Below are 15,988 nucleotides of genomic sequence, written 5' to 3' on the forward strand. Positions count from 1 at the left end.
TGCTTATCGAATTAAAAGAGGAAATGTGACCACAGCCTGCAGTCACAGGGATACAGTGCCAACATTACCGCAACGCCTGCACTAACGGTAGCGTTTTATAGGGCTATTTTGATCCTGTCCGGCGAGCCAGGCGAGCTTTTCGCCAATCTTGCCCTCAAGACCTCTGTTGGTGGGATGATAATAACGCGTTTGTGCCATTTCCTGAGGAAAATATTCTTCGCCCGCGGCGTAGGCATTCGGCTCATCGTGGGCATAACGGTATTCCTGACCGTAGCCCATCTCCTTCATCAGCTTCGTCGGCGCATTGCGCAGATGGACAGGCACATCGTAGTCTGGACGTTCTCTGGCATCCGACATGGCCGCTTTGAAGGCGGTATAGACCGCATTACTTTTCGGCGCGCAGGCCAGATACACAATCGCCTGCGCAATGGCACGCTCGCCTTCTGCTGGACCAACGCGAGTAAAGCAGTCCCATGCGGAAATCGCGACCTGCATCGCACGCGGATCGGCATTGCCGACATCTTCTGAGGCGATAGCCAGGCAGCGGCGCGCAACATACAACGGATCGCCGCCCGCGGTGATGATACGCGCATACCAGTAGAGCGCCGCATCCGGCGCGCTGCCGCGCACCGACTTATGCAGCGCGGAAATCAAATCGTAAAAACGATCGCCCTTATTGTCAAAACGGGCGCTGCGCTCTCCGGCAATCTCGGTCAGCAGCGCAGGAAGGAGAACGCGTTTGCCGCTGTCGTCGACTTCCGCCATATCAGCCATCATTTCCAGCGTATTCAACGCCCGACGGGCATCACCGTTGACCAGTTCAGCGATCGCCCGACGCGTTTCATCCGGCAGCACGATATCCTGTCCCCCGTAGCCACGGGCTTTATCCTCCATCGCCTGAGTGAGAACCTGTTCGATGTCTCCGGTCGTCAACGATTTCAGCAGATAGACACGCGCACGGGAAAGCAATGCGGAATTCAACTCAAAAGAAGGGTTTTCCGTTGTCGCGCCGATAAAGGTAATAGTGCCGTCTTCAATATGCGGCAAAAAGGCGTCCTGTTGGCTTTTGTTGAAGCGATGAACTTCGTCGACAAACAGGATTGTACGACGCCCGGCATTTCGATTTTGCCGCGCGCGTTCAATGGCTTCGCGGATCTCTTTGACGCCGGACGTAACGGCGGATATCCGCTCAACGTCAGCGTCGGCGTAACGGGCAATCACTTCGGCAAGAGTGGTTTTCCCGGTCCCGGGCGGCCCCCACAGGATCATGGAATGCAGATGCCCGGCTTCAATAGCGCGGGGCAAGGGCTTGCCTGCGGCCAGCAGATGCTGCTGGCCGATATACTGCGCTAAATTTTCTGGCCGCATCCGCGCGGCCAGTGGCTGAAAAGTATTATCTGAAAAATCGAGCGACAGATTGCTCACTCATGCCTCTACTTACGTTGGTCGTCTACCGTTACGCCTTGCGGTGGGGTAAAGGTAAATTTCGATGCGTCGACCGCGCCGTTCTGCTGAGATTTCAGCTGGTAACTGCTGCGCTGGTCGTCCTGTTCCACGGCGCTGAACTGATGAATCGTCCCGTCACGTCCCACATTGATGGTGAACTGCTTCAGGTTTCCGTTGCTGGCTTTCGGCGTCAGCACAAAATCATCGCCATTTTGCTTGATATTATACTGCTGCCAGTCGCTGGACTGGTTGCGGGCAATGAGCATAAATGGCGTATTGCCGGTCGCGTCTTTCAGCCAGGTGGCGGTAGCCTGCTCAACGAACGGGTTGTAAAACCACAGGGTTTTACCGTCGGACACCAGAATACTTTCGTCAGGCTGCGTCATATGCCAGTTAAACAGATTGGGACGCTTTACCCACAGATCGCCCTGGCCTTCCTGAACGGCGGTGCCGCTGCCATCTGTCACTTTTTGCGTGAAGCTGGCATGGAAGCTGCTCACTTTATCCAGACGGCTTTTCAGATCGCTCGCGGCATCTGCCCAAACGCTACTGACAACGAACCCTGAAAGCAAAGCACAGGTGATGGCAATTTTTTTCATTGTTATTCCTCAAAATACGTCACTCCCGACCGGGAGTTCCTTCTGCTATCCATTCCAGGCCAAAATTCAGCGTGAGGAAAGAAGATTAAACTGAATTCGTGGTTATTGGCCGGATAGCCTCTTGTGACTTATCCGGCCAACAGAGTTACTCAAAGGGCGGCGGCGCCAACACTTCACGGTTACCATTATGGCCCTGCTCGCTGACGATCCCCTGCGCCTCCATCTGTTCGATAATTCTCGCCGCACGGTTGTAACCGATACGGAACTGGCGCTGTACGCCTGAGATAGAAGCCTTGCGTTTTTCAGTCACAAAGTTGACCGCCTGATCGAATAACGGATCCAGCTCTTCGCCGCCGTCAAAGCCACCGCTGCCGCCTTCGCTTTCGCTGTCGGACGTAATACCGTCAACATATTGTGGACGACCGCGCGCTTTCCAGTCCTGGACCACGGCATGCACTTCCTGGTCACGAACAAAGGCGCCGTGAACGCGTACCGGCATGGTGGAGTTAGGCCCGGAATAAAGCATATCCCCCATTCCCAGTAAAGATTCGGCGCCGCCCTGGTCGAGAATGGTGCGCGAATCAATTTTACTGGAAACCGTAAAGGCGATACGGGTCGGGATGTTGGCTTTGATCAGACCGGTAATCACGTCAACGGACGGACGCTGCGTCGCCAGCACCAGGTGAATCCCCGCCGCACGCGCTTTTTGCGCCAGGCGGGCAATCAGTTCTTCGACTTTCTTACCAACGGTCATCATCAGGTCGGCGAACTCATCGACCAGCACGACAATGTACGGCAGTTTTTCCAGTACCGGGTGCTGAGCGTCCATACTGTCGCCCGGCTTCCAGTATGGATCCGGAATCGGACGCCCCATCCGCGCCGCCTCAGCGATTTTCTCGTTGTAGCCGGCCAGGTTACGCACGCCAAGCGCGGACATCAGTTTATAACGACGCTCCATCTCGTTCACGCTCCAGCGCAACGCATTGGCGGCGTCTTTCATATCGGTCACCACTTCCGTCAGCAGATGCGGGATCCCTTCATATACCGACAGTTCGAGCATTTTCGGGTCGATCATGATAAAGCGCACGTCTTCCGGCTGCGCTTTGTACAACATGCTCAGGATCATGGCGTTAACGCCAACGGATTTACCGGACCCGGTAGTCCCTGCTACCAGCAGATGCGGCATTTTCGCCAGATCGGCCACCACCGGATCGCCGGCAATGTCTTTACCCAACACCACGGTAAGCGGTGACGGATTTTCGCGGAATTTGGCGTTATCCAGAACCTCACGCAAATAAACGGTCTGACGTTTCTTGTTCGGCAGCTCCAGGCCCACATAGGGTTTGCCCGGAATCACTTCGACCACGCGCACCGCGACGGTCGAGAGCGAACGCGCCAGGTCGCGGGAGAGGTTAGAAATACGCGCGGCTTTAACACCCGGCGCCAGGTTCAACTCAAAACGCGTGATCACCGGGCCAGGTGAATAGTTCACCACATCCGCTTTAATACGGAAGTCAGCCAGGCGTGCTTCGACCAGACGCGCCATCTGTTCCAGCGCAAACGTGTCGACAGGCTCTACTTCGCTCGGCGGCGGCGTCAGCAGATCCAGCGACGGCAGCGGCGTAGTCGGTTTTTGCAACGGACGGCTGTCACCGTTACGCATCAACAACGGATGGATCAGGCTTTCCTGAGGTTGTTGCGCGACCGGCTGTTGCGGCTGCTGATAGTGCTGCTGCGGCGCGACCGGCTGCTGCGGTTGCTGAAAATGCTGCTGCGGCGCGACTGGCTGTTGCGGTTGTTGATAATGCTGCTGCGGCGCGACCGGCTGCTGCGGTTGCTGATAGTGCTGCTGCGGCGCGACCGGCTGCTGCGGCTGCTGATAGTGCTGCTGCGGCGCGACTGGCTGTTGCGGTTGCGCCGGTTCAGGCATCACGCCCGGCGTAAACAACGGTTCATGCGGCCCTTCATCCACCAGCGCTTTCATTGGCGAAAAGGCAAAATCGTCCAAAGAGAAAGGGTTCGCTCCGACAGGCTGTTCACCGGAATAACGCTGTTGCTGCGAGGAAGCAAACTGACGGGCCAGCTCAGCTTCTGCCGCGGCATCATCATCTTCTGCCTGCTGTGAATCGTGCTGATACGTCTCGCCATAACGGCTCTGCTGCGACTGGGCGAACTGACGCGCCAGTTCGTCTTGCTGCATGGCGTCAATTTCGTCGTCGCTATAGTGCTCGTCATGAAGCTCCGCTTCGCGCGCCCTCTCTTCGGCCATTCGCTGGGAAGGAAGCTTGATGCCATACGACGCCAGCTCACGACGCGTCGGGACACGCACACGATTTGGACGCGGCAACTGGGGACCAATACCTTCTTTCACCTGCGGACGCGGCGCACCGCCGTTCGCCAGGCTAAATACCGGCGCGGCGGCGGCGGATACGCCGGCAGCCTGGGTGGCCCCTTTAACCCCAGCGGCGACAGGTGCGACCGCCGCCGATTCAACTGGCGGAACAGCAGCAGAAACCGCGGGTTTTACCGGCTGAGGCTCTTTCACCGGTTCCGGTATCGGCTGATACCATGCGGCTAACTGCTCACGCTCGCGGGCGCGTTTTTCCTCAACTTCTTCAAAATAGTACAGCGGCGGACGCGCGGGTTTTGTCTCTTCAACCACGGGCTCAGGTTCGGCAGTCGTCTGCGTCGCTGTCACGGGTTGATGGGCGTAGTCCGGCTCAGGTTGCTGAACCGGCGGCGGATACGCAACGGGTTGTACCGGCTCAGGCGGTTGCGTCAGCTCCGGCTCCTGCCACTGCGGTTGCGGCGCGGTAGGTTCAACGTAAGGGGCTGTAACCTGCTGTGGCGCGTAATACGACGGCTCAGGTTGTACAGGCTGCTGCGTCGGCGCGTAATGTGACGCTGTTTGCGAAGGAGATGGCGTCCGGGACGGATAGCCGTCCGGCGAAGGGGCAATCACCGGTTCGCCCGTCTGCGGGCCGGGAACAGGTTGCCATTCCACGGTCGGCGGGGTCGGGACAGGTTCCGCGCCTGGCACCTGCGGCGTTTGCATCACCGGGTCAGCAGGCGCAGCCCAGGTCTGCGTCGCAGCGGTTGCCGCAGCGGCAGCGGCGACGGGTTCAGTGACGGAGTGACCGTTTAACAGGGGATCGAATTCGTCATAGTCCGGCTGGGTTGCCCGATGCCCCGAGAACAGAACATCGCCAGGATCCGCCGGTACGCCGCGAGCGCTCCAGGCAATGTCATCTTCGTCATCCATACGTTTACCGGAGAACAGCGCCGCATCGGTCTGACGACCATGAGGATTGATAAATTTCTCCGCCAGACGTTTACGTCGCGCCAGCGCGCCACGCAGTATGCGTGCGCGACGAGATTCACGCTGCACACCCTCGGCCTCGTCTTCGTACTCGTCTTCATCGTCATAGTCGTCTTCCACCCAGGTATCGTCACGACGGGTGCGATTGCTGGCGAAAGTCAGAATATTGAGCAGCCAGCCGCCGATTTTTTCAGCGATGGTAACCCAGGACCAGCCGGTAAAAAGCGTTAACCCCGCCGCCCAAATACACAGCAGCGCGATCGTGCCGCCGCTGCTGTGCAGCAACGGTTGCAGAGTGGTGCTCAGCAGGCTGCCGATCACTCCGCCAGAAGCAAAATACCAGATATCATCGGCATTAATTGCAGCGAGGCCGCAGGAGGTCAGAATCAGCGCCAGAACGCCGATCAGTCGCAGCGAAACGGCAAAATAGTCGATATAGTCATCGGTGGCCTGGTGCCGCCAGGCAAACCAGCATCCGCCGACAATGATCACCGGGATGGTGTATGCCATGACCCCGAAGATAAAGAATAACGTGTCTGCCAGCCACGCGCCGGGGATCCCCCCCAGATTGTGGATAGGCTCATGCCAGGCCGTTTGCGACCAGCTGGGATCGGAAGGATTGAAGCTGAGTAAGGCGGCCATCAGCCAGACGGCAAAAAGCGCAATAAGGATGAGCAACGCCTCCAGAAGTCGGCGCCCGCTGCTTAACTTTGTCAATGTGACTTCTTTGTCTTCAGTGTATTCCTGGCTCAAAAAAGGCTCTCCAGGTTTCAGGCTTTTCCTGCCCGGTGCTAAAACGGACAACAGCACCGGGTTGCCCCGGCACTGTTGCTGTATGGATTAACAGGAGTGTAATCAAAATACGCCGATTTTGCACCTGTTCCGTATTAGCGTGTCTTAATAACCAGACGATTACTCTGTTTGACTTCTTCCATCACCACATAGGTACGCGTGTCATTTACGCCAGGCAGTCGCAGCAGGGTTTCACCCAGCAGCTTACGGTAGGCTGACATATCCGGTACACGCGTTTTCAACAAGTAGTCGAAATCACCTGAAACCAAATGACACTCTTGAATCTCTTCAAGTTTTTGTACAGCGGCGTTAAATTGTTCAAACACATCCGGCGCGCCACGATTCAGAGTAATCTCAACAAATACCAGAAGTGATGCATCCAGATAATGTGGGTTTAACAGTGCCGTATAGCCCTGAATGAAACCCTGTCTTTCCAGACGACGCACACGCTCAAGACACGGCGTCGGGGAAAGACCCACTCGTTTAGAAAGCTCGACGTTGGAAATACGCCCATCCTTTTGCAGCTCATTAAGAATGTTACGATCGATACGGTCGAGATCTTTGCCAGGGCGCTTCTTGCTATCTACCATTATTATTGTCTCTCTGTATTCCTTCCCTACTCCTGCCTGACTCTATAAACATCATGTTCAGAGTCGATGCCCATCACCACAGACCGAACCCAGAGGGATTAGCGGCGCGCAAGCCTGCGTCCGTGGTGAGAAGACCGTTGCCTGAAGGCAGCTATCGACATCACGAATGGCGTCTGTCCACGCCATGCGTAGATTTCGCTAGCCCGGTAAACATGGTATTTACATGCATGATTATGCAGCACACACATAACACTGTTTTTTTCTTCCTCGAATGTTTTCGCAAAACAGCAGGGGATTGTCAAAGTAAAACATCGATTTTTAGTACAACATGCCAGTTATTCATTGCGAGTGGTGACAATTCGTCATTTTATCACCTTATAACTGACCTCTTTTAAGTAGATTTGGTTATACCCTTGCGGCAAAACGGCGCACCGATTGTCCGTCCCTATTACACAAATTGTTAACAAAATCGCTGCACTCTTTTTTTACGCCGGTAAATTCCCTACAATCCTGCCCATTGCCTGCCAACAACTATGGGGATCTCATGGGCACGACCAAACACAGTAAACTGCTTATCCTGGGTTCCGGCCCGGCGGGATATACCGCTGCGGTCTACGCCGCGCGCGCAAACCTGCAGCCGGTGTTAATCACCGGCATGGAAAAAGGCGGTCAACTGACCACCACGACGGAAGTGGAGAACTGGCCGGGCGATCCTAACGATCTGACCGGGCCGCTGCTGATGGAACGCATGCATGAACATGCAACCAAATTCGACACCGAAATTATTTTCGATCACATCAATAAGGTGGATCTGCAAAATCGTCCTTTTCGTCTGACGGGCGACAGTGCGGAATACACCTGCGATGCGCTGATTATTGCGACCGGCGCGTCCGCGCGTTATCTCGGTCTGCCTTCTGAAGAGGCGTTCAAAGGCCGCGGTGTGTCCGCCTGCGCCACCTGTGACGGTTTTTTCTACCGCAACCAGAAAGTGGCGGTTATCGGTGGCGGCAACACTGCCGTTGAAGAGGCGCTGTATCTGGCAAATATCGCCGCTGAGGTACACCTGATTCACCGTCGCGACAGCTTCCGTGCGGAAAAAATCCTGATCAAGCGTCTGATGGATAAAGTGGAAAACGGCAATATCGTGCTGCATACCCACCGTACTCTGGAAGAGGTAACCGGCGACCAGATGGGCGTAACAGGGCTGCGTCTGCGCGACACGCAGAATGCCGACAACATTGAAACCCTGGACGTGGCGGGTCTGTTTGTCGCGATCGGCCATAGCCCGAACACGGCGATTTTCGAGGGGCAACTGGAACTTGAAAATGGTTACATTAAAGTGCAGTCCGGTATTCACGGCAACGCGACGCAGACCAGCGTCCCGGGTGTTTTCGCGGCAGGCGACGTAATGGATCACATTTATCGTCAGGCGATCACCTCGGCGGGTACTGGCTGTATGGCTGCGCTGGATGCGGAACGCTATCTCGACGGTTTAGCCGACGCGTGCAAATAAGTTTTACAAATCAGTAACAAAAGTAAATAAGGCGACTATAAGTCGCCTTTATTTTTGCCGCGTTGTAACATTGCCCTGCCGAAAAATACTGACAACTCACCTGCAAAGCGCGCAATGAATAAAACCCGTCAAAAAGAGCTAACTCGCTGGTTAAAACAGCAAAGCGTCATTTCCCAACGCTGGTTGATGATTTCCCGTCTGCTGGGATTCGTGAGCGGCGTGTTGATCGTCGCCCAGGCCTGGATCATGGCCCGTATTTTACATCACATGATCATGGAAAATATCCCCCGCGAGGCGCTTCTGATGCCTTTTGTTATCCTGGTTCTGGTGTTCGTGCTACGCGCGTGGGTCGTATGGCTACGGGAACGGGTCGGGTTCCACGCGGGACAACATATTCGCTTCGAGATCCGTCGTCAGGTGCTGGATCGTCTGCAACAGGCCGGTCCGGCATGGATCCAGGGAAAGCCGGCGGGCAGTTGGGCCACGCTGGTGCTGGAACAAATTGACGACATGCATGATTACTACGCCCGCTACCTGCCACAAATGGCACTGGCAGTGTGCGTACCGTTGCTGATTGTGGCGGCCATCTTCCCCTCTAACTGGGTTGCTGCGCTTATTCTTCTGGGAACCGCCCCACTGATTCCGCTGTTTATGGCGATGGTCGGCATGGGCGCAGCCGATGCGAACCGACGCAATTTTCTGGCGCTGGCGCGTCTGAGCGGCCATTTCCTCGATCGGCTACGCGGCATGGAAACCTTGCGTATTTTTGGACGCGGCGAAGCAGAAACAGACAGCATTCGCGCGGCGTCACAGGACTTTCGCCAGCGCACCATGGAGGTGCTCCGTCTGGCCTTCTTATCTTCCGGCGTACTGGAATTCTTTACCTCGCTCTCAATTGCGCTGGTCGCGGTTTACTTTGGCTTCTCTTACCTGGGCGAGCTGGACTTTGGGCACTACGGCGCGGGCGTAACGCTGACGGCGGGTTTCCTCGCGCTGATTCTTGCCCCCGAGTTTTTCCAGCCGCTGCGCGACCTCGGTACGTTTTACCATGCCAAAGCGCAGGCGGTCGGCGCGGCTGACAGCCTGAAAACCTTTATGGAAACACCCCTTGCTCATCCGGAACGTGGCGAGGTTGAGCTTTCCACGAAAGAGCCCGTTTCAATTACCGCCGAAAATCTCATCATTACCTCCCCGGAAGGCAAACCGCTGGCAGGACCGCTGAACTTTAGCCTCGTTCCCGGGCAGCGCGCAGTGCTGGTGGGGCGCAGCGGTTCTGGCAAAAGTTCGCTGCTGAATGCGCTGTCGGGATTCCTGCCGTATCAAGGATCGCTACGCGTCAATGGCGTAGAGCTGCGTGATTTGGCCCCGGAATCCTGGCGCCGGCAGATCTCCTGGGTGGGACAAAATCCCCAACTGCCTGCCGCAACGCTTCGTGAAAACGTGCTTCTGGCGCGCCCGGCGGCCAGCGAGCAGGAGCTGTGCGCCGCGCTCGACAGCGCGTGGGTAAGTGAGTTCCTGCCGCTGCTGCCGCAGGGAATCGACACGCCGGTGGGCGATCAGGCCGGTCGTTTGTCCGTCGGCCAGGCACAACGTGTGGCCGTGGCTCGCGCCCTGCTCAACCCGTGTCAATTGCTGCTCCTCGACGAACCGGCCGCCAGTCTGGATGCGCACAGTGAACAGCGGGTCATGCAGGCGCTGAAAGAGGCGTCCAAACGCCAGACAACGCTGATGGTTACCCATCAGCTTGAAGATCTTGCCGACTGGGACACCATACTGGTGATGCAGGACGGACAGATTGTCGAACAGGGTTCCTGGGCCGAGCTCAGCGCAGCGCAGGGCGCGTTTGCGACACTGTTAGCCCATCGTCAGGAGGAGATTTAAATGCGCGCGTTGCTGCCTTATCTGACGCTGTATAAACGTCACAAATGGATGTTAACGCTGGGGATTGCCCTTGCCATCCTTACGCTGCTCGCCAGCATTGGCCTGTTGACGCTCTCCGGCTGGTTCCTCTCCGCCTCCGCGCTGGCGGGCTTTGCCGGTATTTACAGCTTTAACTACATGTTACCTGCGGCAGGCGTTCGCGGTGCGGCGATTACCCGTACCGCCGGGCGCTATTTCGAGCGTCTGGTCAGCCACGACGCCACCTTCCGCGTATTGCAGCATCTGCGTATTTACACGTTTAGCAAGCTGCTTCCTCTCTCCCCTGCCGGGCTGGCGCGTTATCGTCAGGGCGAACTGTTGAACCGGGTGGTGGCGGATGTGGATACGCTGGATCACCTATACCTGCGGGTTATTTCGCCGCTGGTGGGCGCGTTCGTGGTAATCATGGTGGTCACGCTCGGCCTGAGCGTACTGGATTTTACCCTCGCCTTCACCCTTGGCGGCATTATGCTGCTGACGCTGTTTATCATGCCGCCCGCTTTTTATCGCGCGGGTAAAGCGACCGGACATCATCTCACGCATCTGCGCGGTCAGTATCGCCAGCAACTCACCGCGTGGTTACAGGGTCAGGCCGAGCTAACCCTTTTCGGCGCAAGCGAACGTTATCGCGCGCAGATGGAAGCCACGGAATTACAATGGCACGAAGCGCAGCGTCGCCAGTCAGAGCTGACGGCGCTTTCTCAGGCGCTAATGTTGCTGATTGGCGCGCTGGCTATCCTGCTGATGCTGTGGATGGCCTCCGGCGGCGTAGGCGGAAATGCGCAACCTGGCGCGCTGATCGCCCTGTTTGTCTTCTGTGCGCTGGCGGCCTTTGAAGCCTTAGCCCCCGTAACCGGTGCTTTTCAGCATCTGGGGCAGGTGATCGCTTCCGCATTGCGCATTACCGAGCTGACGGAGCAAAAGCCGGAAGTGACCTTCCCGGCAAGTGACTTTAGCGTCCCCGCGCGGGTGGCGTTGACCCTGCGCGATGTGTCATTCCGCTACCCGGAGCAGGCGCAAAACGCGCTGGATTCCTTGTCTCTTACGGTCAAACCCGGCGAGTATATCGCCATTCTGGGCCGTACCGGATGCGGTAAATCCACATTGCTGCAACTGCTGACCCGCGCCTGGGATCCGCAACAGGGCGAGATTTTGATTAACGATCTTCCCCTTTCTGCGTTCAGTGAAGCGACGCTCCGCAAAACCATAAGCGTCGTGCCGCAGCGCGTACATCTGTTTAGCGCCACCCTGCGCGACAATCTGCTGCTGGCGGCGCCTGATGCCAGTGATGACTCGCTTGCAGATACGCTGCGTCGCGTGGGTCTGGAAAAACTGCTTGAGGATGCTGGCCTTAACAATTGGTTAGGAGAAGGCGGTCGCCAGCTGTCCGGCGGCGAACTTCGCCGTCTCGCCATCGCCAGAGCGCTGCTGCATGACGCGCCGTTAATGCTGCTGGATGAACCAACCGAAGGGCTGGATGCGACCACCGAAAGCCAGATGCTGGAATTACTGGCTGAAGTAATGCGTGAAAAAACGGTGCTAATGGTGACCCATCGCCTGCGCGGACTGGCGCGATTCGATCGGATAATAGTCATGGACAATGGGCAAATTATTGAGCAAGGTAATCACGCAGATCTGTTAGCCATGCAGGGTCGTTATTACCAGTTCAAGCAAGGTCTGTAAGCTATTATTTAACGATCTTATGCGTAGTGGAGTTCTGCTGTCATGCGGCTGGTTCAGCTATCTCGTCACTCAATAGCCTTCCCTTCGCCGGAAGGCGCTCTACGTGAGCCAAACGGTCTGCTGGCGCTTGGCGGCGATCTCAGCCCGGCACGTCTGCTGATGGCCTACCAGCGCGGTATTTTTCCGTGGTTTTCTCCGGGCGACCCGATCCTGTGGTGGTCCCCCGATCCGCGCGCGGTGCTTTGGCCGGAAACGTTTCATCTCAGCCGCAGCATGAAACGCTTTCATAAACGCTCACCTTATCGTGTTACGCTGAACTATGCCTTTGGTCAGGTGATCGAAGGCTGCGCGAACGATCGTGACGAAGGCACCTGGATCACGCCAGCCGTTGTCGAAGCGTATCAGCGCCTGCATGAATTAGGACACGCCCACTCCGTTGAGGTCTGGCGCGACGATGAGCTTGTCGGCGGCATGTACGGCGTTTCGCAAGGGGCGTTATTTTGCGGCGAGTCAATGTTCAGCCGCCGGGAAAACGCGTCGAAAACCGCGCTGCTGGTATTCTGCGCAGAATTTATCCGGGAAGGCGGCAAACTGCTCGACTGCCAGGTGCTGAACGATCACACCCAATCGCTGGGCGCCGTTGAAATCCCGCGCAGAACATATTTGCATCATCTCGACACCTTACGTCAGTTACGTTTACCCAGCCATTTCTGGGTGCCGCGGACGTTATTTTTGCCTCAGACGTGAATGTTTTCGGCACATTTTTTATCAGGGTGTTATAATTGCCGCGCAGAGAAGGTTTAGCCCATTACCCCGCTGCCGTTAAGGATCCATTCGCGTCAGGTAACGCCCATCGTTTATCTCATCGCTCCCTTATACGTTGCGCTTCACGTGCGACTTTGTCGTGTGTTTCAGAAGCAATCCGGAGTAATGCGCCAAATCTCGTTTGCAGCGTTTTAAACGTACAAATCTTTACTTATTTAAAGAACTTCGGCATTATCTTGCCGGTTCAAATTACGGTAGTGATACCCCAGAGGATTAGATGGCCAAAGAAGACAATATTGAAATGCAGGGTACCGTTCTCGAAACGTTACCTAACACCATGTTCCGCGTAGAGTTAGAAAACGGTCACGTGGTTACTGCACACATCTCCGGTAAAATGCGTAAAAACTACATCCGCATCCTGACGGGCGACAAAGTGACTGTTGAGCTGACCCCGTACGACCTGAGCAAAGGCCGCATTGTCTTCCGTAGTCGCTGATTGTTTTCACGCCTCAATGGCGTACAGATGAGAAAAGGTCGGTTTATCCGGCCTTTTTTGTCTACGCTGATTTTCATTCTTCCGTCATCTGCGCATATTCATCTGTTAAGAAATCCACCAGTGCCCGAACGGACGGCAGCAGGCCACGCCGCGACGGGAAAACGGCGTGAATCACTTCCCTTCTCGGTTCCCACCCTTCCAGTAAAGGAATAAGCTCTCCGGCAGCAAGCTGTTCTTTTACCATCAGCATGGGCAGTTGCACGGCGCCGACGCCTGCTACCGCCGCTTCGCGTAGTGCCAGCATGTCGGTGGTAATTAAGCGTGGCGTAAAATGAACCTCCGCCCTGGCGCCTTGTGGGCCATAGAGTTCCCAACGATGAATATGTTTTCCAGCGGAAAGACTCAGTCCTGGCCAGCAGGTTAATTCAGCCGGAGAGACAGGGACGCCCATCCTCGCCGTCAGCGCTGGACTGGCAAAGATGCGATGCGCCCGATCGGCCAGCACCCGCATCACCAGATCGCTGTCCTCAAACGGTCGCGGCCGCACACGGATCGCAACATCCACGCCTTCAGCAACCAAATCGACGCGTCGGTTGGTCGCTTCCAGTTGCAGCGTCACCTCGGGGTAGCGGGCCATAAACTTTGCCAGCATGGGACCTACATGGACATGCAACAGCGTAACCGGACAGGTCAGCCTGACCACTCCGCGTGGTTCCACCTGCAATGCGGCGATGGCGTCCTGCGCCGCCTGCGCTTCTATCAGCATCGCTTTGCAATGCTCATAAAACGTCTGTCCGACTTCGGTGACATTAAACTGCCGTGTCGTTCGTTGAATAAGCCGCACCCCCAGTTGCTCTTCCAGTTGCGCAATCCGGCGACTGAGTTTGGACTTCGGTTCATCCAGTACACGCCCCGCGGCGGCAAATCCGCCCTGCTCGACCACATGCACAAACCACGCAAAATCATTGAGATCCGGCTTCATTCTTATTGTCTCATTTATAGAACGATGAAGACCATTTTAGCGACTACTCCGCTCGTTGTCTTAAATATAAGCTTATTGACATCAAGACAACGCCAATGAGGAGACTACGATGAAACAGGTGACAGGCGTCTATACCGCGCCTCGCCCGCACTGGGTTGGCAATGGATTTCCGGTTCGCTCGCTGTTTTCTTACCAAAGTCATGCGCAGCAGTTAAGCCCGTTCCTGCTGCTGGATTATGCCGGTCCGCACACCTTTACGCCCGGTACTGAAAAACGTGGCGTGGGCGAGCATCCCCACCGGGGGTTCGAAACCGTCACTGTCGTCTACAACGGCGAAGTTGAGCACCGGGACTCTACCGGACGCGGCGGCATTATCGGGCCCGGCGACGTACAGTGGATGACAGCCGGCGCGGGTATCCTGCATGAAGAGTTTCACTCAGATGCCTTTACCCGTAAAGGCGGTGAACTGGAGATGGTCCAGCTATGGGTGAATCTTCCTGCCAAAGACAAAATGGCGGCGCCGGGCTACCAGAGCATCACCCGTGAACAGATTCCCGTCGCCGGATTACCCGATGACGCCGGTACGTTACGGGTGATTGCCGGCGAATACCGGCAATTTACAGGGCCTGCGCATACGTTTTCACCCCTCAACGTGTGGGATATGCGACTTAAGCAGGCGCATCCGGTCACGCTGACGCAGCCGGATGGCTGGAGTACTGCGCTGGTCGTTCTGAAAGGCACGATCACGGTGAATGGCACGACCACAGTCGGTGAAGCGCAGCTGGTGGTGCTCAGTCAGACAGGCGAAACGCTGCACCTGGAAGCCAACAGCGATGCCAGCGTCCTTCTGCTGTCAGGAGAGCCGTTAAATGAGCCGATCGTCGGTTACGGTCCCTTTGTAATGAACACTAAACAGGAAATCGCGCAAGCCGTTCGCGATTTTAACACTGGCCACTTCGGCCAAATCTGAATTGAAGGAGAAGATGATGTCCAGTCCAGCAAATTTTAATGGCGCACGCCCGGTTATTGATGTGAACGATGCGGTTATGTTGTTAATCGATCACCAAAGTGGCCTGTTTCAGACGGTCGGTGATATGCCCATGCCGGAACTGCGCGCCCGCGCGGCGGCGTTAGCGAAAATGGCGACTCTCGCGAAGATGCCGGTGATCACCACGGCCTCTGTTCCGCAGGGGCCGAACGGGCCGCTGATCCCGGAAATTCACGCTAACGCGCCGCACGCCAGGTATGTCGCGCGTAAAGGGGAAATTAATGCCTGGGATAACGCCGGGTTCGTCGATGCTGTCAAAGCGACGGGTCGGAAAACGCTGATTATCGCAGGCACCATTACCAGCGTTTGCATGGCATTTCCGGCTATCAGCGCCGTAGCCGAAGGTTATAAAGTGTTTGCGGTGATCGATGCCTCCGGAACCTACAGCAAAATGGCCCAGGAGATCACCCTTGCCCGTGTCGTCCAGGCGGGCGTTGTGCCAATGGACACGGCGGCAGTGGCATCTGAGCTTCAGGGGACCTGGAACCGTGAGGATGCGGCGGAATGGGCTGAGGTGTATACCCATGTCTTCCCTGCGTATCAACTGCTAATTGAAAGTTACAGCAAGGCGCAGGATGTGGTGAAGCATAACGAAACGCTGGATTCTCAGCGTTAAAAGGCAGCCCCGGCGCCTGCCGTCGGGGCTGCTGCTCACTGTGTAACCAAATAAGATGTTAAGCGTAAATACTGCTTGACCCTTTTCACGCAACTCCCTATAGTAGCGCCCCGTTGCCCCCCAAGCGGTCAGGCAGCAATACAATATGGTGAGGTGTCCGAGTGGCTGAAGGAGCACGCCTGGAAAGTGTGTATACGGCAACGTATCGGGGGTTCGAAT

12 protein-coding genes are annotated in these 15,988 nt (G+C 56.3%); 7 read left to right on the plus strand and 5 right to left on the minus strand.

What is annotated here, in order from left to right:
• Positions 1–81: 81 nt before the first annotated feature.
• The 4 genes from rarA to lrp form a co-directional block, all read right to left on the minus strand.
• The gene (gene rarA, locus CSE01S_RS11210) at positions 82–1,425 is read right to left on the minus strand and encodes a replication-associated recombination protein RarA (RefSeq protein WP_042288172.1); all 1,344 of its coding nucleotides are present in this window, start codon (positions 1,423–1,425) and stop codon (positions 82–84) included.
• A gap of 8 nt (positions 1,426–1,433) precedes the next feature.
• Entirely contained in the window at positions 1,434–2,045 is a 612-nt protein-coding gene (gene lolA, locus CSE01S_RS11215) for an outer membrane lipoprotein periplasmic chaperone LolA (RefSeq protein ID WP_042288173.1), read from the minus strand.
• Positions 2,046–2,190: 145 nt separating this feature from the next.
• The gene (gene ftsK, locus CSE01S_RS11220) at positions 2,191–6,117 is read right to left on the minus strand and encodes a DNA translocase FtsK (RefSeq protein WP_042288175.1); all 3,927 of its coding nucleotides are present in this window, start codon (positions 6,115–6,117) and stop codon (positions 2,191–2,193) included.
• 134 nt (positions 6,118–6,251) lie between these two features.
• A complete protein-coding gene (gene lrp / locus CSE01S_RS11225; protein ID WP_000228469.1) occupies positions 6,252–6,746 on the minus strand; it encodes a leucine-responsive transcriptional regulator Lrp in 495 nt (164 codons plus the stop codon).
• A 544-nt stretch (positions 6,747–7,290) separates the two neighbouring features.
• Here lrp and trxB point away from each other — a divergent pair.
• From trxB to infA, 5 genes are all read left to right on the plus strand, one after another.
• Positions 7,291–8,259, plus strand: coding sequence for a thioredoxin-disulfide reductase (gene trxB, locus CSE01S_RS11230; RefSeq protein ID WP_042288179.1), 969 nt, complete (start codon positions 7,291–7,293; stop codon positions 8,257–8,259).
• A 114-nt stretch (positions 8,260–8,373) separates the two neighbouring features.
• Positions 8,374–10,140, plus strand: coding sequence for a heme ABC transporter permease/ATP-binding protein CydD (cydD, locus tag CSE01S_RS11235; protein WP_042288181.1), 1,767 nt, complete (start codon positions 8,374–8,376; stop codon positions 10,138–10,140).
• Entirely contained in the window at positions 10,141–11,862 is a 1,722-nt protein-coding gene (cydC, locus tag CSE01S_RS11240; protein ID WP_042288183.1) for a heme ABC transporter ATP-binding protein/permease CydC, read from the plus strand.
• A 42-nt stretch (positions 11,863–11,904) separates the two neighbouring features.
• Positions 11,905–12,609, plus strand: coding sequence for a leucyl/phenylalanyl-tRNA--protein transferase (aat, locus tag CSE01S_RS11245; RefSeq protein WP_042288185.1), 705 nt, complete (start codon positions 11,905–11,907; stop codon positions 12,607–12,609).
• Positions 12,610–12,904: 295 nt separating this feature from the next.
• Positions 12,905–13,123: a translation initiation factor IF-1 gene (gene infA, locus CSE01S_RS11255; protein ID WP_001040187.1), complete on the plus strand. Its 219-nt coding sequence runs from the start codon at positions 12,905–12,907 to the stop codon at positions 13,121–13,123.
• A 73-nt stretch (positions 13,124–13,196) separates the two neighbouring features.
• On the opposite strand, the gene CSE01S_RS11260 is transcribed toward infA, so the two are convergent.
• The gene (locus tag CSE01S_RS11260) at positions 13,197–14,105 is read right to left on the minus strand and encodes a LysR family transcriptional regulator (RefSeq protein WP_042288188.1); all 909 of its coding nucleotides are present in this window, start codon (positions 14,103–14,105) and stop codon (positions 13,197–13,199) included.
• A 109-nt stretch (positions 14,106–14,214) separates the two neighbouring features.
• Between CSE01S_RS11260 and CSE01S_RS11265 the strand changes: the two genes are divergently transcribed.
• Together CSE01S_RS11265 and CSE01S_RS11270 are read left to right on the plus strand one after the other, a co-directional pair.
• A complete protein-coding gene (locus tag CSE01S_RS11265; protein ID WP_042288191.1) occupies positions 14,215–15,075 on the plus strand; it encodes a pirin family protein in 861 nt (286 codons plus the stop codon).
• A gap of 16 nt (positions 15,076–15,091) precedes the next feature.
• Positions 15,092–15,769, plus strand: coding sequence for an isochorismatase family protein (locus CSE01S_RS11270; RefSeq protein ID WP_042288194.1), 678 nt, complete (start codon positions 15,092–15,094; stop codon positions 15,767–15,769).
• The last annotated feature ends 219 nt before the right edge of the window (positions 15,770–15,988 follow it).

Origin of the sequence: Citrobacter sedlakii NBRC 105722, from assembly GCF_000759835.1 — a bacterium.
In the GTDB taxonomy this organism is placed as follows: domain Bacteria; phylum Pseudomonadota; class Gammaproteobacteria; order Enterobacterales; family Enterobacteriaceae; genus Citrobacter_A; species Citrobacter_A sedlakii.